General features: G+C 71.8%; 14 protein-coding genes. 10 read left to right on the top strand and 4 right to left on the bottom strand.

Annotation, left to right across the window (positions count from 1 at the left end):
• Positions 1-164: 164 nt before the first annotated feature.
• Together ABZX90_RS22095 and ABZX90_RS22090 are read left to right on the top strand one after the other, a co-directional pair.
• Positions 165-1937, top strand: a complete 1773-nt coding sequence (locus tag ABZX90_RS22095) for a biotin carboxylase N-terminal domain-containing protein (RefSeq protein WP_351134308.1) — start codon at positions 165-167, stop codon at positions 1935-1937.
• A gap of 350 nt (positions 1938-2287) precedes the next feature.
• Positions 2288-2833: a helix-turn-helix domain-containing protein gene (locus ABZX90_RS22090; protein ID WP_351134310.1), complete on the top strand. Its 546-nt coding sequence runs from the start codon at positions 2288-2290 to the stop codon at positions 2831-2833.
• 56 nt (positions 2834-2889) lie between these two features.
• Here the strand turns inward: ABZX90_RS22090 and ABZX90_RS22085 are convergent, their stop codons facing one another.
• Positions 2890-3858 carry a DeoR/GlpR family DNA-binding transcription regulator gene (locus ABZX90_RS22085; protein WP_355207175.1) on the bottom strand — a complete coding sequence of 323 codons (969 nt, stop codon included), beginning with the start codon at positions 3856-3858 and terminating at the stop codon, positions 2890-2892.
• A 167-nt stretch (positions 3859-4025) separates the two neighbouring features.
• Entirely contained in the window at positions 4026-5474 is a 1449-nt protein-coding gene (locus ABZX90_RS22080; RefSeq protein ID WP_351134314.1) for an NAD(P)H-quinone dehydrogenase, read from the bottom strand.
• Positions 5475-5581: 107 nt separating this feature from the next.
• Between ABZX90_RS22080 and ABZX90_RS22075 the strand changes: the two genes are divergently transcribed.
• The 4 genes from ABZX90_RS22075 (at position 5582) to ABZX90_RS22060 (ending at position 10352) form a co-directional block, all read left to right on the top strand.
• Complete coding sequence (locus tag ABZX90_RS22075; protein WP_351134316.1) at positions 5582-6019, top strand: gamma-glutamylcyclotransferase; 438 nt, start codon at positions 5582-5584, stop codon at positions 6017-6019.
• Between the two features lie 285 nt (positions 6020-6304).
• Positions 6305-7129: a purine-nucleoside phosphorylase gene (locus ABZX90_RS22070; RefSeq protein WP_351134318.1), complete on the top strand. Its 825-nt coding sequence runs from the start codon at positions 6305-6307 to the stop codon at positions 7127-7129.
• 84 nt (positions 7130-7213) lie between these two features.
• Positions 7214-8845, top strand: coding sequence for a phospho-sugar mutase (locus ABZX90_RS22065; RefSeq protein WP_355207171.1), 1632 nt, complete (start codon positions 7214-7216; stop codon positions 8843-8845).
• Positions 8846-9131: 286 nt separating this feature from the next.
• Positions 9132-10352, top strand: coding sequence for a hypothetical protein (locus tag ABZX90_RS22060; protein WP_355207168.1), 1221 nt, complete (start codon positions 9132-9134; stop codon positions 10350-10352).
• A gap of 112 nt (positions 10353-10464) precedes the next feature.
• Here the strand turns inward: ABZX90_RS22060 and ABZX90_RS22055 are convergent, their stop codons facing one another.
• The gene (locus ABZX90_RS22055) at positions 10465-11142 is read right to left on the bottom strand and encodes a PH domain-containing protein (protein ID WP_351134324.1); all 678 of its coding nucleotides are present in this window, start codon (positions 11140-11142) and stop codon (positions 10465-10467) included.
• A gap of 52 nt (positions 11143-11194) precedes the next feature.
• Positions 11195-11635, bottom strand: coding sequence for a helix-turn-helix domain-containing protein (locus ABZX90_RS22050; protein ID WP_355207165.1), 441 nt, complete (start codon positions 11633-11635; stop codon positions 11195-11197).
• 73 nt (positions 11636-11708) lie between these two features.
• Here ABZX90_RS22050 and ABZX90_RS22045 point away from each other — a divergent pair, with 73 nt between their 5' ends.
• The 4 genes from ABZX90_RS22045 (at position 11709) to ABZX90_RS22030 (ending at position 16162) form a co-directional block, all read left to right on the top strand.
• A complete protein-coding gene (locus tag ABZX90_RS22045) occupies positions 11709-12596 on the top strand; it encodes a methyltransferase domain-containing protein (protein ID WP_355207163.1) in 888 nt (295 codons plus the stop codon).
• A gap of 239 nt (positions 12597-12835) precedes the next feature.
• Positions 12836-13792 carry a deoxyribose-phosphate aldolase gene (gene deoC / locus ABZX90_RS22040; protein WP_351134338.1) on the top strand — a complete coding sequence of 319 codons (957 nt, stop codon included), beginning with the start codon at positions 12836-12838 and terminating at the stop codon, positions 13790-13792.
• 6 nt (positions 13793-13798) lie between these two features.
• Entirely contained in the window at positions 13799-15256 is a 1458-nt protein-coding gene (locus ABZX90_RS22035) for an aldehyde dehydrogenase family protein (RefSeq protein ID WP_351134330.1), read from the top strand.
• Positions 15257-16162, top strand: a complete 906-nt coding sequence (locus tag ABZX90_RS22030; RefSeq protein ID WP_351134332.1) for an aldehyde dehydrogenase family protein — start codon at positions 15257-15259, stop codon at positions 16160-16162.
• Positions 16163-16374: the final 212 nt, after the last annotated feature.

The raw sequence follows: 16374 nt of genomic DNA, 5'->3' as shown, positions 1-16374 counted from the left end.
TAGGGTTCAGGGAAGGATTCCCGCGCACCTTGGCACGACAAGGGATTTCGCGGGTCGGGTGAGCCTCGGATCACGCTCCGTGTGGGCAAGCTCACCACTGGGGACGGGTCGAAACGTCGTGTTGGCTGTCCCTAAACTCGGCTTGTTTCAAGGAGGGAGCCATCGTGCGCAAGGTGCTCATCGCCAACCGTGGCGAAATCGCTGTCCGCGTGGCCCGGGCGTGCCGGGATGCCGGGATCGCGAGCGTTGCCGTGTATGCGGAACCGGACCGGGACGCTCTGCATGTCCGTGCGGCGGACGAGGCGTTCGCGTTGGGCGGTGACACCCCGGCCACCAGTTACCTGGACATCGCCAAGGTGCTGCAGGCCGCCAAGGACTCGGGCGCGGATGCCATTCATCCGGGCTACGGCTTCCTTTCGGAGAACGCGGAGTTCGCCCAGGCCGTTCTCGACGCGGGCCTGATCTGGATCGGTCCGCCGCCGCAGGCCATCCGCGACCTGGGTGACAAGGTCGCCGCCCGGCACATCGCGCAGCGCGCGGGTGCGCCGCTGGTGGCCGGCACCCCGGACCCGGTCTCGGGTGCCGAGGAGGTCGTCGTTTTCGCCGAGCAGCACGGCCTGCCGATCGCGATCAAGGCCGCCTTCGGTGGCGGCGGTCGTGGTCTGAAGGTCGCCCGGACGCTGGAAGAGGTGCCCGAGCTGTACGAGTCGGCCGTCCGTGAGGCGGTCGCGGCCTTCGGGCGCGGCGAGTGCTTCGTGGAGCGCTACCTCGACAAGCCCAGGCATGTGGAGACCCAGTGCCTGGCCGACACCCACGGCAACGTGGTCGTCGTCTCCACGCGTGACTGCTCGCTGCAGCGCCGCCACCAGAAACTGGTCGAGGAGGCCCCCGCCCCGTTCCTGTCGGACGCCCAGGTCGAGGAGCTGTACTCCTCCTCCAAGGCGATCCTCAAGGAGGCCGGCTACGTCGGCGCGGGCACCGTGGAGTTCCTGGTCGGCACCGACGGCACCATCTCCTTCCTGGAGGTCAACACCCGTCTGCAGGTCGAGCACCCGGTCACCGAAGAGGTCGCCGGCATCGACCTGGTCCGCGAGATGTTCCGCATCGCCGACGGCGAGGCCCTCGGCTACGGCGACCCCGAGCTGCGCGGACACTCCATCGAGTTCCGCATCAACGGCGAGGACCCGGGCCGCAACTTCCTGCCCGCCCCCGGCACCGTCACCGCCTTCGCGCCGCCGTCGGGCCCCGGTGTCCGTCTGGACGCGGGTGTGGAATCGGGCAGCGTCATCGGCCCGGCCTGGGACTCGCTCCTGGCCAAGCTGATCGTCACCGGAGCCACCCGCGAGCAGGCCCTGCAGCGGGCCTCGCGCGCGCTGGCGGAGTTCCAGGTGGAGGGCATGGCCACCGCGATCCCCTTCCACCGCGCGGTCGTCACCGACCCCGCGTTCGCGCCCGAGCTCACCGGCTCGGACGCCCCGTTCACGGTCCACACCCGCTGGATCGAGACCGAGTTCGTCAACGAGATCAAGGCGTTCGCCGCCCCGGCCGACACCGACACCGATGACGAGCCCGGCCGCGAGACCGTGGTCGTCGAGGTCGGCGGCAAGCGCCTGGAGGTCTCGCTGCCCGTCTCGCTGGGCATGTCCCTGGCCCGCACCGGTCTGGCCGCCGGCGCCAAGCCCAAGCGCCGCGCCGCCAAGAAGTCCGGCCCGGTCGCCTCCGGCGACACCCTCGCCTCCCCGATGCAGGGCACCATCGTCAAGGTGGCCGTCGAGGAGGGCCAGGAGGTCAAGGAGGGCGACCTCATCGTCGTCCTCGAGGCCATGAAGATGGAACAGCCGCTCAACGCACACCGCTCCGGCACCATCAAGGGCCTGAGCGCGGAGGTCGGCGCCTCCGTCACCTCCGGCGCCCCGATCTGCGAGATCAAGGACTGAGCACCACGGACGGGTGACTCACCCGTCCACCCGGAGCGCCCGGTGGACCGCGTCTGCGGTTCGCCGGGCGCTTCGCTGTGCGGGCGGTGGTGATGCCGTACGGGCCTGGCGACGACGTACGCGTCCGCCCCGACCCGCGACGGCGCTTGAAGCCGCCGTCCGCGCAACCGGCGATGATGCTTCGAGCCGCCCACCGCGCCCCCGCGGGGAGTCCGCCCGGGAGCTGCCGGTGGCATCCTGGAGCGCAGCCGGGCGGCGGGAGAGGGCAGGTGGAGGCCATGGTGGGCACGACCGCGCGGGAGCGGGCCGGGACGTCCGGGCCCGCTGGGGGTCCAGGAGCGCCGCGCGTCATGCGTGCGGACGCCCGGCGCAACTATGACCGGCTGCTCGCCGAGGCGCGCTCCGCGTTCGCCGAGCACGGCACCGACGCGTCCCTCGAGGACGTGGCCCGGCGCGCGGGCGTCGGAATCGGCACGCTGTACCGCCACTTCCCGAATCGGCGCGCCCTGATGAGTGCGGTCTTCGAGGAAGCCGTGAGCGATCTGCTGGCCCGCTCGCGTGAGCTGCTCGACGCCCCGCAGCCGTGCACCGCCCTGGTCGACTGGCTGCGCGAGATCATCAGGCACGCGAGTGAGTACCGAGGGCTCGCGCGCGCCCTCATGTCGGCCTCGCGGGACGATGGTTCACATCTCGCCCGGTGCAGCGGCCCGATGCGCGAGGCGGGCAGCGCTCTGCTGCTCCGCGCCCAGGAGTCCGGGGCCGTACGCCCCGACGTGTCGATCGGTGATCTCCTCCAGCTGACCAACGCGATCGCGCTGGCGGCGGAGGAAACGCCGGACGACCCCGCGCTGGCCGACAGGCTGCTGAGCCTGACACTGCGTGGCCTGAAGCCGTGATCCGGCCGGGCCCGGCGAGGAGACCCGCCGACGGCCTCACGGCCCTTCGACACCGCTCAGCGGCGTCGAAGGTCGGCCACCCGTGCCCTTTCGGCCTGGGGCTGCTCCCCCATCACCGTCGCGCTCCGTAGTTGCGGCCCCGAGCCCGGGACGACCTGCCCGCGGCGCGGGCCCGGGAGCGGTACGTCCCGGCGCGGCTGGCGCCCCGCCGGGAGCGGATCTCCGCCCGTACCGCTTGATGCGGATGCCCCGGCCACCGCGATCTGTACGCCCTGATCGGCCAGGGCCTGCAGTTCGGTGGCCGCACGGTCGTCGTGGGCGGGCGGCTCGTCCGTGACCAGGCGGGTGATGAGGTCGGTCGGCACGGTCTGGAACATGGTGTCCGTACCGAGCTTGGTGTGGTCGGCGAGGACCACCACCTCCGCGGCCGCCTGGACGAGAGCGCGGTCCACGGACGCCGAGAGCATGTTGGACGTGGAGAGTCCGCGCTCGGCGGTCAGCCCGCTCCCGGAGAGGAACGCCCGGGAGACGCGCAGCCCCTGGAGGGACTGCTCCGCACCCGAGCCGACCAGGGCATAGTTGGAACCGCGCAGGGTGCCGCCGGTCATCACGACCTCCACACGGTTGGCGTGGGCCAACGCCTGGGCCACCAGCAGGGAGTTGGTGACGACGGTCAGGCCGGGCACCCGCGCGAGCCGGCGAGCCAGCTCCTGCGTGGTGGTACCCGCCCCCACCACAATGGCCTCGCCTTCTTCGACGAGGCTCGCGGCGAGATCGGCGATGGCCGTCTTCTCGGCGGTCGCGAGATGCGATTTCTGCGGAAAGCCGGACTCCCGCGTAAACCCGCCCGGCAATACCGCACCGCCGTGCCGGCGGTCGAGGAGTCCTTCTGCCTCCAGTGCGCGCACGTCCCGCCGTACGGTCACTTCGGAGGTCTGGACGACGCGGGCGAGCTCACGGAGCGACACGGCCCCATTCGCTCGCACCATTTCGAGGATCAATTGGCGACGTTCTGCAGCGAACACGAAACTGACAGTAACCCCAACGACCGTCTGCTTTCAGCAGTTTGCGCCGAATAACAGAAGTTGTTCGCATGGCGGGACTCTAAGTGGTATACGTGCCTACTCGCGCCACCTATGCCGTGCGCACGGTCACCAACTCCCCGTGACCAGCGGGGAGTCGCCCGGAGCCGTCAGCCCTCGCTCGTGGTCTTCCTGGTGTGCAGCTGCCGTGCCACCTCGGCGATCGAGCCGGACAGGGACGGATACACGGTGAACGCGTTCGCGATCTGTTCGACCGTCAGATTGTTGTCGACCGCGATCGAGATCGGGTGGATCAGCTCCGAGGCGTGCGGGGAGACGACCACGCCGCCGACCACGATGCCGGTGCCGGGACGGCAGAAGATCTTGACGAAGCCGTCACGGATGCCCTGCATCTTGGCGCGCGGGTTGCGCAGCAGCGGCAGCTTCACGACCCGGGCGTCGATCTTGCCCGCGTCGACGTCCGCCTGGGAATAGCCGACGGTGGCGATCTCGGGGTCGGTGAAGACGTTCGAGGAGACCGTCTTCAGGTTCAGCGGGGCCACCGCGTCGCCGAGGAAGTGGTACATGGCGATACGGCCCTGCATGGCGGCGACGGACGCGAGGGCGAAGACGCCGGTCACGTCACCGGCCGCGTACACGCCCGGAGCGGTCGTGCGGGAGACCCGGTCCGTCCAGATGTGCCCGGAGTCGCGGACCCTGACGCCGGCCTCCTCCAGGCCCATCCCGCTGCTGTTCGGGATGGCGCCGACGGCCATCAGGCAGTGCGTACCGCTGATGACCCGGCCGTCGGAGAGCGTGACCTCGACACGGTCGCCGACCCGCTTGGCGGACTCGGCGCGGGAGCGGGCCATGACGTTCATGCCGCGGCGGCGGAAGACGTCCTCCAGGACGGCTGCGGCGTCCGGGTCCTCGCCCGGCAGCACCCGGTCGCGGCTGGAGACCAGGGTGACGCGGGAGCCGAGTGCCTGGTAGGCGCCGGCGAACTCGGCACCGGTGACACCGGAACCGACCACGATGAGCTCCTCGGGCAGCTCGTCGAGGTCGTAGACCTGGGTCCAGTTCAGGATGCGCTCGCCGTCGGGCTGCGCGTCGGGCAGCTCGCGCGGGTGCCCGCCGGTGGCGAGGAGCACGGCGTCGGCGGTGAGGGTCTCCTCGGTGCCGTCCGCGGCGCTCACGACGACCTTGCGGGAGCCGTCCAGGGACTGCATGCCCTCCAGCCGTCCGCGTCCGCGCAGGACACGGGCGCCGGCACGGGTCACCGAGGCCGTGATGTCGTGCGACTGGGCGAGCGCGAGGCGCTTCACGCGGCGGTTGACCTTGCCGAGGTCGACCCCGACCACACGGGCGGCCTGCTCCATGGGAGGGGTGTCGTCGGCGACGATGATCCCCAGCTCCTCGTAGGAGGAGTCGAAGGTCGTCATCACCTCGGCCGTGGCGATAAGGGTCTTCGACGGCACGCAGTCGGTGAGCACCGACGCCCCGCCCAGACCGTCGCAGTCGACGACGGTCACCTCCGCGCCGAGCTGCGCGGCTACCAGCGCCGCTTCATATCCGCCGGGTCCGCCACCGATGATCACGATCCGAGTCACGTACTCCATTGTCCCGCACGCTTCAAGGTGCTTCCGCCCAGGGGGGCCGAGTCCGGTGCATCCGAGCCACTTTGTTACGCGAGAGGCGTACGTTTCGCTGCCGTACCCTCGACCCCATGTCGCTCTACGCCGCGTACGCCGGCAATCTCGACCCGCGGCTCATGACGCGCCGCGCCCCGCATTCGCCGCTGCGCGCCACGGGCTGGCTGAACGACTGGCGGCTGACCTTCGGGGGCGAGCACATGGGCTGGGAAGGCGCGCTCGCGACGATCGTCGAGGCACCGCGGTCCCAGGTCTTCGTGGCGCTGTACGACATCGCACCGCTGGACGAGGACTCCATGGACCGCTGGGAGGGCGTCGGCCTCGACGTCTACCGCCGGATGCGTGTACGGGTGCACACGCTGGAGGGTGAGGAAGCCGCGTGGGTGTACGTACTGAACGGGTACGAGGGGGGACTGCCCTCGGCGCGTTACCTCGGCGAGCTCGCGGACGCCGCCGAGTCGGCGGGAGCGCCGCACGACTACGTCATGGAGCTCCGCAAGCGGCCCTGCTGAGGCCGTTCGGGGTGGACGCGCTCCGCCCCTCCACTGCCGTTCCCGCGCAGCTCCGCGGTGTCTTCCCGCACACCCGCCCGACTCGGCCCGCTCCGCCGGGCACCTCTGCGCGCACCTCCCCGGGCACCGCTCCGGGGCGCGTTTTCCAGCCGCTCGTCCGGCGCGGCACTCCGTCCGGGCCCCCTCTCCTGCGCACCTCTTTGTCGGAAACGACAAGACAACGATCGCAAGACCGTGAGCTCTGTCATCTACGCGCGTAGGCCTGGACCAGCTACCCTCTTGCGCGTGAACGCATCTCTTCTTCCGGACGACATCCAGGGCGACCCCCATGCCGCCGCTGACGCCGCCGCCACGCGCCTGCGCGAGCTCACGGGCGCCGAGACCCATGACGTCGCCCTCGTGATGGGCTCCGGCTGGGCCCCGGCCGTGGACGCCCTCGGCGCTCCCGAGGCCGAATTCCCGGTCACCGAGCTGCCCGGCTTCCCGGCGCCGGCGGTCGAGGGGCACGGCGGCAAGGTCCGCTCGTACCGGATCGGCGACAAGCGCGCCCTGGTCTTCCTCGGACGCACCCACTACTACGAGGGCCGCGGGGTCGCCGCCGTCGCGCACGGCGTACGCACCGCCGTCGCCGCCGGCTGCAAGACCATCGTGCTCACCAACGGCTGCGGCGGCCTGCGCGAGGGCATGCGCCCCGGCCAGCCGGTGCTGATCAGCGACCACATCAACCTGACCGCCACCTCGCCGATCATCGGCGCGAACTTCGTCGACCTCACCGACCTGTACTCGCCGCGGCTGCGCGCGCTGTGCAAGGAGGTCGACCCCTCCCTGGAGGAGGGCGTCTACGCGCAGTTCCCCGGCCCGCACTACGAGACGCCGGCCGAGATCCGGATGGCCCGGGTCATCGGGGCCGACCTGGTGGGCATGTCGACGACCCTCGAGGCCATCGCCGCGCGCGAGGCCGGCGCCGAGGTGCTCGGCATCTCCCTCGTCACCAACCTCGCCGCCGGTATGACGGGCGAGCCCCTCAACCACGAGGAAGTTCTCCAGGCGGGCCGCGACTCGGCCGCGCGCATGGGGGAACTTCTGACCCAGGTACTGGATCGTCTGTAGGCGACGGGGATGTTCGCCCCCGCGCCGGGGGCGGAACGACCCGGGGTACACGGAACCGTACGACCGAAGAGAGGTGCACCCGAGGTGCAGGACGAACTCATCGCGCGGGCCAAGGCGTGGCTGGCCGAGGACCCCGACGCGGAGACCCGTGACGAACTCGCCAAGCTCGTCGAAGCCGAGGACGTCACCGAACTGACCGCCCGCTTCAGCGGCACCCTCCAGTTCGGCACCGCGGGCCTGCGCGGTGAACTCGGCGCGGGCCCGATGCGGATGAACCGTTCCGTGGTCATCCGGGCCGCGGCCGGACTCGCCGCGTATCTGTCGGCCAAGGGCGAGAGCGGCGGACTTGTCGTGATCGGCTACGACGCCCGCCACAAGTCCGTGGACTTCGCCCGGGACACCGCGGCCGTGATGACGGGCGCGGGCCTGCGCGCCGCCGTCCTGCCCCGGCCGCTGCCCACCCCCGTCCTCGCCTACGCCATACGGCATCTCGGCGCGGTCGCGGGCGTGGAGGTCACCGCCAGCCACAACCCGCCCCGCGACAACGGCTACAAGGTCTACCTCGGCGACGGTTCGCAGATCGTCCCGCCGGCGGACGCGGAGATCGCCGCCGAGATCGACGCGGTCCGCTCGCTCGCCGACGTGCCCCGCCCCGACTCCGGCTGGGAGACCCTCGGCGAGGGCGTCCTGGAGGCCTATCTGGCCCGTACGGACGCCGTCCTGGCCGAGGGCTCGCCGCGCACCGCCCGCACCGTCTACACGGCCATGCACGGCGTCGGCAAGGACGTGCTGCTCGCGGCCTTCGCCCGGGCCGGTTTCCCGGAGCCGGTGCTCGTCGCCGAGCAGGCGGAGCCCGATCCGGACTTCCCGACCGTCGCCTTCCCCAACCCGGAGGAGCCCGGCGCGATGGACCTCGCCTTCGCGGCGGCCCGCGCGACGGAACCCGACCTGATCATCGCCAACGACCCGGACGCCGACCGGTGCGCCGTGGCCGTGAAGTCCGGCGCCGACTGGCGCATGCTGCGCGGCGACGAGGTCGGCGCGCTGCTCGCCGAGCACCTGGTGCGGCGGGGCGCGCGCGGTGTCTTCGCCGAGTCGATCGTCTCCTCCTCCTTGCTCGGCCGGATCGCCGAGGGCGCGGGTCTGCCGTACGAGGAGACGCTCACCGGTTTCAAGTGGATCGCCCGCGTGGAGGGTCTGCGGTACGGGTACGAGGAGGCGCTCGGCTACTGCGTCGACCCCGACGGCGTACGCGACAAGGACGGCATCACCGCCGCCCTGCTCATCACCGAGCTGGCCTCCGAGCTCAAGGAGCAGGGCCGCACCCTGCTCGATCTGCTCGACGACATCGCCGTCGCGTACGGGCTGCACGCCACCGACCAGCTCTCGGTCCGGGTGGAGGACCTGTCGGTCATCGCGAACGCCATGCGCCGGCTGCGCGAGCTGCCGCCCACGGAACTCGCGGGTCTGGCCATCACGAAGGCCGAGGACCTGACCAAGGGCACGGACAGGCTGCCGCCCACGGACGGTCTGCGCTACACCCTGGACGGCGCCCGGGTCATCGTCCGCCCGAGCGGCACCGAGCCCAAGCTGAAGTGCTACCTGGAGGTCGTGGTGCCCGTCGGCGGTCACGCCGACCTTCCGGCGGCCCACGCGAAGGCCACGGAGCTGCTGACGGCCATCAAGCGGGACCTGTCGGCCGCGGCCGGCATCTGACCCCCGCGCCCGGCAGAAGACGGCCCGTCCGCCGTCTCCTGCCGGGCGTCGGCGTTTCCGCCCTCCCCGGCCTTCCCGGCCTTCCCGCCGGGGACGGCGTCCGCGGCCCCTCGTGACGGGGCGGCGGCATCCGGCGGCCCCGTGGGTCCCGTCGGGAGGCGGGCCTCACCCCACCAGCCCCTTATGGGTGATTTCCGCACGGCAGTTGACGCAGCGGTCCCGTGCGCCACCGGGTGACCGAGGAACGGTTAGCGGTAGCGCACCATCGAGTCCCAGGAGCTGCCGCGTGCCCTCGACCGCTTCCCGGCCGACGTCCGCCCCGCCCCGAGGCGCCCCGGGCGGGACCGTCCCGGGCGTCCCGGCCACCCGGCGCGCGCCGGGCGCGGCAGGCCTCCTCGTCGCGGTCCGTACCCGGCTGCGGCACGCGGCCCCCGCGCTCCTCGCCTACGCGGCCGTCCGCCTCACCGGCCTGCTCGTGCTCGCGTTCTGGGCACACCGCCGGCACCACGGCGTCTGGCCGATCCTGGCGAAGCAGTGGGACGCGGACTGGTATCTCGGCATCGCCGACCACGGCTACACGCACCAGCTGGGGACCGCGTACGACGCGAACAACCTGGCGTTCTTCCCGCTCTACCCGGTCCTGGTCAAGGCGGTGGCGGCCCTGACACCCGGCTCACGCGCGACGACGGGGCTGGTGATCGCGGTCGTGTGCTCGTTCCTCGCCGCCTGGGGCGTCCACGCGGTGGGCAGTCATCTGCACGGCCGCCGCGTGGGGGTGCTGCTGACCGTGCTGTGGGCGGCCCTGCCGGTGGGTCTGGTCCAGTGGATGGGGTACACGGAGTCGCTGTTCACGGCGTTCGCCGCGTGGGCGCTGTACGCGGTGCTCACCGGCCGCCCGGTGTGGGCTGCCTCGCTGGCGGCGCTGGCGGGGCTGACCCGGCCCACCGGTGTCGCGGTGGCCGCCGCCGTCGCCCTGACCGCGCTGGTGTCGCTGCGCCGGGGCTTCTCGGTCCGGGCACTCGCGGCGGTGCTCCTGGCCCCGGCGGGCTGGCTCGCGTACGTCGGCTGGGTGGGCCTGCGGGTGGGCCGCTGGGACGGTTACTTCGCCGTGCAGCGGCTGTGGCACAACGAGTGGGACGGCGGTGCGGAGACCGTGCGCCGGCTCCGGGAGGTACTGGCGCAGAACTCCTCGCCGGAGCTGTTCCTGGTGATGGTGACCGTGACCCTGCTGGCGGCGGTGGTGCTGTACGCGCTCTCGGCCTGGGACCGCCAGCCGCTCCCCCTGCTGGTCTTCAGCGGGATCCTGCTGCTGATCGTCCTCGGCAGCGGCGGCGTCTACTTCCCGCGGGCCCGCTTCCTGCTCCCCGGCTTCCCCTTGCTGCTTCCCTTGGCCCTGCACCTGGCCCGCGCCTCCGTCCGCTTCCGGACGCTGGTCCTGACGTCCGCGGTGCTCGGTTCGGCGTACTGCGGCGCGTACATGGCCCTGGTGTGGCCGAGCGCGCCCTGACCGGGCGCGAGCGACCTGGCCGAGGGAGCTCCGGCCGAGGGCTGCCGAACCGGCGGGCGCCGGTGGGGACCGGCGGGCGCCAGTGAGTGGGCGCGGCCCCACGAGGGTCTCGTCAGCCGCCGGCCAGCAGGATCGCCAGCACGACGGCACCGGCCAGCGCGGGACCGATCACTTCGTACGCCCAGCGCACCGTGACCTCGCCCTGGGCGCTGTCCTCGGTGGCCCTGGCCTCGGCGAGGGCACGCAGATCGTCCATGATCTGGTCGGTCTGGGGGCGGGTCGGCGCGTCGGTGGCGGCGCCCCGGCCGAAGAGGGACGGACGGCCCAGCGCGGACGTACGGCCGTCGCCACCGTGGCCCGCCGCGCCCCGCGCCTGCTGCTTGGCCGCCTTCTTGCGGGCGCGCAGCGACACGGGCACCGCCCACAGCTGGAACTTCGTGCCGGAGGTGTCGACGACCTCGTTCGAGTAGTGCGAGCGCAGCGAGGCGACCTTGCTCCAGGGCAGCACGATCACGCGGAGCGGGTTGCGGATGCGCAGCCGGTCCTCGTTCGCGTAGACCGCGGGGCGCAGGGTGAAGGCGATCACCAGCGGCACGACGAGGATCAGCGCGGCGAGCGCGAGCCAGGGGGTGCGGCCGGTTCCGGAGACCAGCGCGTCGACGCCGAGCCAGCCCGCGAGGATCAGCAGCAGGATGCCGCCCGCGATACCGGCGGGCGACCGGTAGATCCGGTCCCTGGCCTCGGGTCGCGAGGCGTCCGGAAGGGGTGACTGGTGGTCCGGGGTGGTCATGGTTCCGATTGTGCACGACGCCTGCGGTGCGCTTGAGCTCGGTGTGGTCTCGCTATGGTCGCGATGGCGGTCGTGCGGCCCGCTTCCCCGGCACCGCGACGGCGCCGGACGCGGCGGCCCCCAGGATGCGGCGGAAGGTGGGGCATTCCAGGTGGCTCGGCGCGGGACAGGCGGCGGCGTGCCGCAGCGAGTCGCGCAGGACTCCGAGTTCGCGGATCGTCCGGTCCAGTTCCTCGGCCTTGTCGGCGAGCACCTGCCGGTCGATGTGCGCACGCCCGTCCGGCGCGAACATGCGGGCGATCTCGTCCAGCGAGAAGCCGGCGGAGCGCCCGAGCGCGATCAGCGCCAGCCGTTCAAGCACACCGGGGTCGAACTGCCGGCGCAGCCCGCGTCTGCCGGTCGGGGCGATCAGCCCCTTCTCCTCGTAGAACCGCAGGGTCGAAGCGGGCACTCCGGCGCGCCGCGCCACTTCTGCGATGTCCAGGTCCGGCATCCTCTTGACCTCAAGTCGGCTTGAAGTAGGACGGTGTCATCTCCGCGTCATGAGTGCAAGCAAGGGAGGCGTCATGGAACCCATCCGCAGGACGGACCCCAAAGCGGACGGCAAGGCGGACGACGAGCAGACGGCGCGCTGGAACGGCCCGTCCGGGTGCGCCTGGGTCGAGGCCCAGGACGTGGTGGACGCGTTGTTCGCGCCGCTGGAGGAGCTGATCGTCGATGCCGTTCCGGCCGGGCAGGGGGGCCGGGTGCTCGATGTCGGCTGCGGCACGGGCGGCACGACGGTGGCCGTCGCGCGGCGGCTCGGCGCCAAGGGCGAGTGTGTCGGCGTCGACATCTCCGGGCCGATGATCGAGGCCGCCCGGGCCCGCGCGGAGCGGGAAGGCGCGCCGGCCTCCTTCGTCCGCGCCGACGCGCAGGACCACGTCTTCGAACCCGCGGTGTTCGACGCGGTCGTCTCGCGCTTCGGCGTCATGTTCTTCCAGGACACGGTGCGGGCCTTCACCAATCTGCGGCGGGCCGCGAAGGACGACGCCCGGCTGCGGTTCATCGCCTGGCGCGACATCGCCGAGAACCCGTTCATGACGACGGCCGAGCGCGCCGCGGCCCCGCTACTGCCGGACCTCCCGGAGCGCAGGCCGGACGCGCCGGGACAGTTCGCCTTCGCGGACGCGGACCGGGTGCGCCGCCTGCTGGAGGAGAGCGGCTGGGCCGGGATCGACATCCGGCCCGTCGATGTGACCTGCGTCCTGCCCGAGACGGAGCTGGCGCCGTACTTCAGCCGGTTCGGTCCGGTCGGCATCGCGCTGCGCGAGACGGACGAGCCGACCAGGGCCCAGGTCGTCGAAACGGTCCGCGCCGCGTTCGATCCGTTCGTGCAAGGCACGGAGGTCCGCTTCACGGCGGCGTGCTGGCAGATCGACGCCCGCGCGACGCTGCCCGCCTCCGCCGAGTAGCGGGTCCACCACCGGGCGTCCCCACCACGACGTGCCCTTCGGCCCCGGCTCGCCGCGGGGCGGTTCCCCTGTGGCCGCCCCGGACGGGGCCGTTCCGTCACCCACAGCCCCGCGGCCGTTCCGCCACGTGAGCGCACTCGCCTCCGCCGGCCGAGGAACTGCCCTAAGGGACAAAAAACCCTTGGTCATCCCTCGGGCTGTACAGCCGCTACGCGCGTAGATATGCTCGTCTGGTGACCATGCCCACCTCTGCATCTGCTGCAATCGCACTCGGCGACGTAACCGCGTCCGACAGCACGCTGCGCCGCTTCCTCCACGGGCTGCCCGGCGTCGACGCGGTCGGCCTGGAGGCGCGCGCCGCCTCGCTCGGCACCCGTTCCATCAAGACCACCGCGAAGGCGTACGCCATCGACCTCGCCATCTCGATGGTCGACCTGACGACGCTGGAAGGCGCGGACACCCCGGGCAAGGTCCGGGCGCTCGGCGCCAAGGCGGTGCTCCCGGACCCGACCGACCGCACGGCGCCCAGCACGGCGGCGGTCTGTGTCTATCCCGACATGGTGGCCGTCGCGAAGGAGGCCGTCGCCGGTTCCGGCGTGAAGGTCGCCTCCGTCGCCACCGCCTTCCCCGCGGGCCGCGCCGCGCTCCCTGTGAAGCTGGCCGACGTGCGCGACGCAGTCGCCGCGGGCGCCGACGAGATCGACATGGTCATCGACCGCGGGGCGTTCCTCGCGGGCAAGTACCTGAAGGTGTACGACGAGATCGTCGCCGTGAAGGAGGCCTCGGGCGCCGCCCGTCTGAAGGTCATCTTCGAGACCGGCGAGCTGTCGACGTACGACAACATCCGACGGGCGAGCTGGCTCGGCATGCTGGCCGGGGCCGACTTCATCAAGACCTCCACCGGCAAGGTGGCCGTGAACGCGACGCCCGCGAACACGCTCCTGATGCTGGAGGCCGTCCGCGACTTCCGTGCCCAGACCGGGGTGCAGGTCGGCGTGAAGCCGGCCGGCGGCATCCGCACCACGAAGGACGCCGTCAAGTTCCTGGTCGTGGTGAACGAGACGGCGGGTGAGGACTGGCTGGACAACCACTGGTTCCGCTTCGGCGCGTCCTCGCTCCTGAACGACCTGCTGATGCAGCGTCAGAAGCTGGCCACCGGCCGCTATTCCGGCCCCGACTACGTGACGGTGGACTGATCCATCATGGCTTCCGCATTCGAATACGCACCGGCGCCCGAGTCCCGCTCCGTCGTCGACATCGCCCCCTCCTACGGCCTGTTCATCGACGGTGAGTTCACCGAGGCCGCCGAGGGCAAGGTCTTCAAGACCGTCTCCCCCTCCACCGAAGAGGTCCTCTCCGAGATCGCCCAGGCGGGCGAGGCGGACGTCGACCGCGCGGTGAAGGCCGCCCGCAAGGCCTTCGGGAAGTGGTCCGCGCTGCCGGGCTCCGAGCGTGCCAAGTACCTGTTCCGCATCGCGCGGATCATCCAGGAGCGCAGCCGCGAGCTGGCCGTCCTGGAGACGCTGGACAACGGCAAGCCGATCAAGGAGACCCGGGACGCCGATCTCCCCCTGGTCGCCGCGCACTTCTTCTACTACGCGGGCTGGGCCGACAAGCTCGACCACGCGGGCTTCGGCGCGAACCCGCGCCCGCTGGGCGTCGCCGGCCAGGTCATCCCGTGGAACTTCCCGCTGCTGATGCTGGCGTGGAAGATCGCCCCGGCCCTCGCGACCGGCAACACGGTCGTCCTGAAGCCCGCGGAGACCACGCCGCTTTCGGCGCTGTTCTTCGCGGACATCTGCCGCCAGGCGGGCCTGCCCAGGGGCGTCGTCAACATCCTTCCCGGGTACGGCGACGCGGGCGCGGCCCTCGTCGCGCACCCCGACGTGGACAAGGTGGCCTTCACCGGCTCCACCGCCGTCGGCAAGGCGATCGCCCGCCAGATCGCGGGCTCGCACAAGAAGGTCACGCTCGAACTGGGCGGCAAGGGCGCGAACATCGTCTTCGACGACGCCCCGATCGACCAGGCCGTCGAGGGCATCGTCAGCGGCATCTTCTTCAACCAGGGACAGGTCTGCTGCGCGGGCTCCCGGCTGCTGGTCCAGGAGTCGATCCACGACGAGCTGCTCGACTCGCTCAAGCGCCGTCTGTCGACCCTGCGCCTCGGCGACCCGCTCGACAAGAACACGGACATCGGCGCGATCAACTCCGCCGAGCAGCTCTCCCGCATCACCACGCTCGTCGACCAGGGCGAGGCCGAGGGTGCCGAGCGCTGGTCCCCGGCCTGCGAACTGCCCTCCTCCGGCTACTGGTTCGCCCCGACGCTCTTCACGAACGTCACGCAGGCGCACACCATCGCCCGCGACGAGATCTTCGGCCCGGTGCTGTCCGTCCTCACGTTCCGCACCCCGGACGAGGCGGTCGCCAAGGCCAACAACTCCCCGTACGGCCTCTCCGCGGGTATCTGGACCGAGAAGGGCTCCCGCATCCTCGCCGTCGCGAGCAAGCTCCGCGCGGGTGTCATCTGGTCCAACACGTTCAACAAGTTCGACCCGGCCTCGCCGTTCGGCGGGTACAAGGAGTCGGGCTTCGGCCGCGAGGGCGGTCGTCACGGCCTGGAGGCGTACCTCGCCCCGTCGAGCCCGGAGGGCGAGCGATAAATGAGTGCAGCCGAGAAGTCCGAGCAGCAGCGTCTGAGCGTCTTCAAGACCTACAAGCTGTACGTGGGCGGCAAGTTCCCGCGTTCCGAGAGCGGCCGGGTGTACGAGGTGAGCGACTCCAAGGGCAAGTGGCTGGCGAACGTTCCCCAGTCCAGCCGCAAGGACGCCCGTGACGCGGTCGTCGCCGCGCGCAAGGCGTTCGGCGGCTGGTCCGGCGCCACGGCGTACAACCGCGGCCAGATCCTCTACCGCGTCGCCGAGATGCTGGAGGGCCGCAAGGAGCAGTTCGTCCGCGAAGTGGCCGAAGCGGAGGGCCTGTCCAAGGCGAAGGCGGCGGCCGTCGTCGACGCGGCGATCGACCGCTGGGTCTGGTACGCGGGCTGGACCGACAAGATCGCCCAGGTCGTGGGAGGCGGCAACCCGGTGGCGGGCCCGTTCTTCAACCTGTCCTCCCCGGAGCCGACCGGTGTCGTCACCGTGCTCGCGCCGCAGGAGTCGTCGTTCCTCGGCCTGGTGTCGGTGATCGCCCCGGTGATCGCCACCGGCAACACGGTGATCGTGATCGCCAGCGAGAAGTCCCCGCTGCCGGCCCTGTCGCTGGGCGAGGTGCTGGCCACCTCCGACCTGCCGGGCGGCGTGGTCAACGTCCTGTCCGGACGGACCGCGGAGATCGCGGCCCCGCTGGCCGCGCACCAGGACGTCAACGCGATCGACCTCGTCGGCGCGGACGACGTACTGGCGAAGGAGCTGGAGATCGCGGCCGCGGACAACCTGAAGCGCGTTCTTCGTCCACAGCCTGTGGATTACGCGCGCACTCCCGGCACCGAGCGCCTCACCGCCTTCCTGGAGACGAAGACGGTCTGGCACCCGACGGGCTCCCTGGGCGCCTCGGGCTCCTCCTACTGAGCCGTGCCGGCCGCCCCGCCGCGGCGATGACGCCCTGAGATGTCGGGGCCCCGATCCGTGTCCCCGGGGCCCCGCACACGGGAGAGCCGCGCGTCCCCTCCGAACGGGGGGACGCGCGGCTCTCTCATGTCCAGGGGCTCTCAGGAGCGCCCAGGGGCTGTCGTGGGCTGCCGACACTCACGGACCGCGGACAGCGAGCCCGTGCGGGTGTG

It is taken from the genome of Streptomyces sp. NPDC002935, from assembly GCF_040611295.1.
Lineage (GTDB): Bacteria > Actinomycetota > Actinomycetes > Streptomycetales > Streptomycetaceae > Streptomyces.
This window is presented reverse-complemented; position numbering and strand designations above follow the sequence as displayed.

Bases quoted from the DNA above. Each gene is read 5' to 3' on its own strand.
- ABZX90_RS22090 (WP_351134310.1), top strand. From the start codon at position 2,288: ATGCGTGCGGACGCCCGGCGCAACTATGACCGGCTGCTCGCCGAGGCG.
- ABZX90_RS22080 (WP_351134314.1), bottom strand. From the start codon at position 5,474: ATGGAGTACGTGACTCGGATCGTGATCATCGGTGGCGGACCCGGCGGA.
- ABZX90_RS22075 (WP_351134316.1), top strand. From the start codon at position 5,582: ATGTCGCTCTACGCCGCGTACGCCGGCAATCTCGACCCGCGGCTCATG.
- ABZX90_RS22055 (WP_351134324.1), bottom strand. From the start codon at position 11,142: ATGACCACCCCGGACCACCAGTCACCCCTTCCGGACGCCTCGCGACCC.
- ABZX90_RS22050 (WP_355207165.1), bottom strand. From the start codon at position 11,635: ATGCCGGACCTGGACATCGCAGAAGTGGCGCGGCGCGCCGGAGTGCCC.
- ABZX90_RS22045 (WP_355207163.1), top strand. From the start codon at position 11,709: ATGGAACCCATCCGCAGGACGGACCCCAAAGCGGACGGCAAGGCGGAC.
- deoC (WP_351134338.1), top strand. From the start codon at position 12,836: ATGCCCACCTCTGCATCTGCTGCAATCGCACTCGGCGACGTAACCGCG.
- ABZX90_RS22035 (WP_351134330.1), top strand. From the start codon at position 13,799: ATGGCTTCCGCATTCGAATACGCACCGGCGCCCGAGTCCCGCTCCGTC.
- ABZX90_RS22030 (WP_351134332.1), top strand. From the start codon at position 15,257: ATGAGTGCAGCCGAGAAGTCCGAGCAGCAGCGTCTGAGCGTCTTCAAG.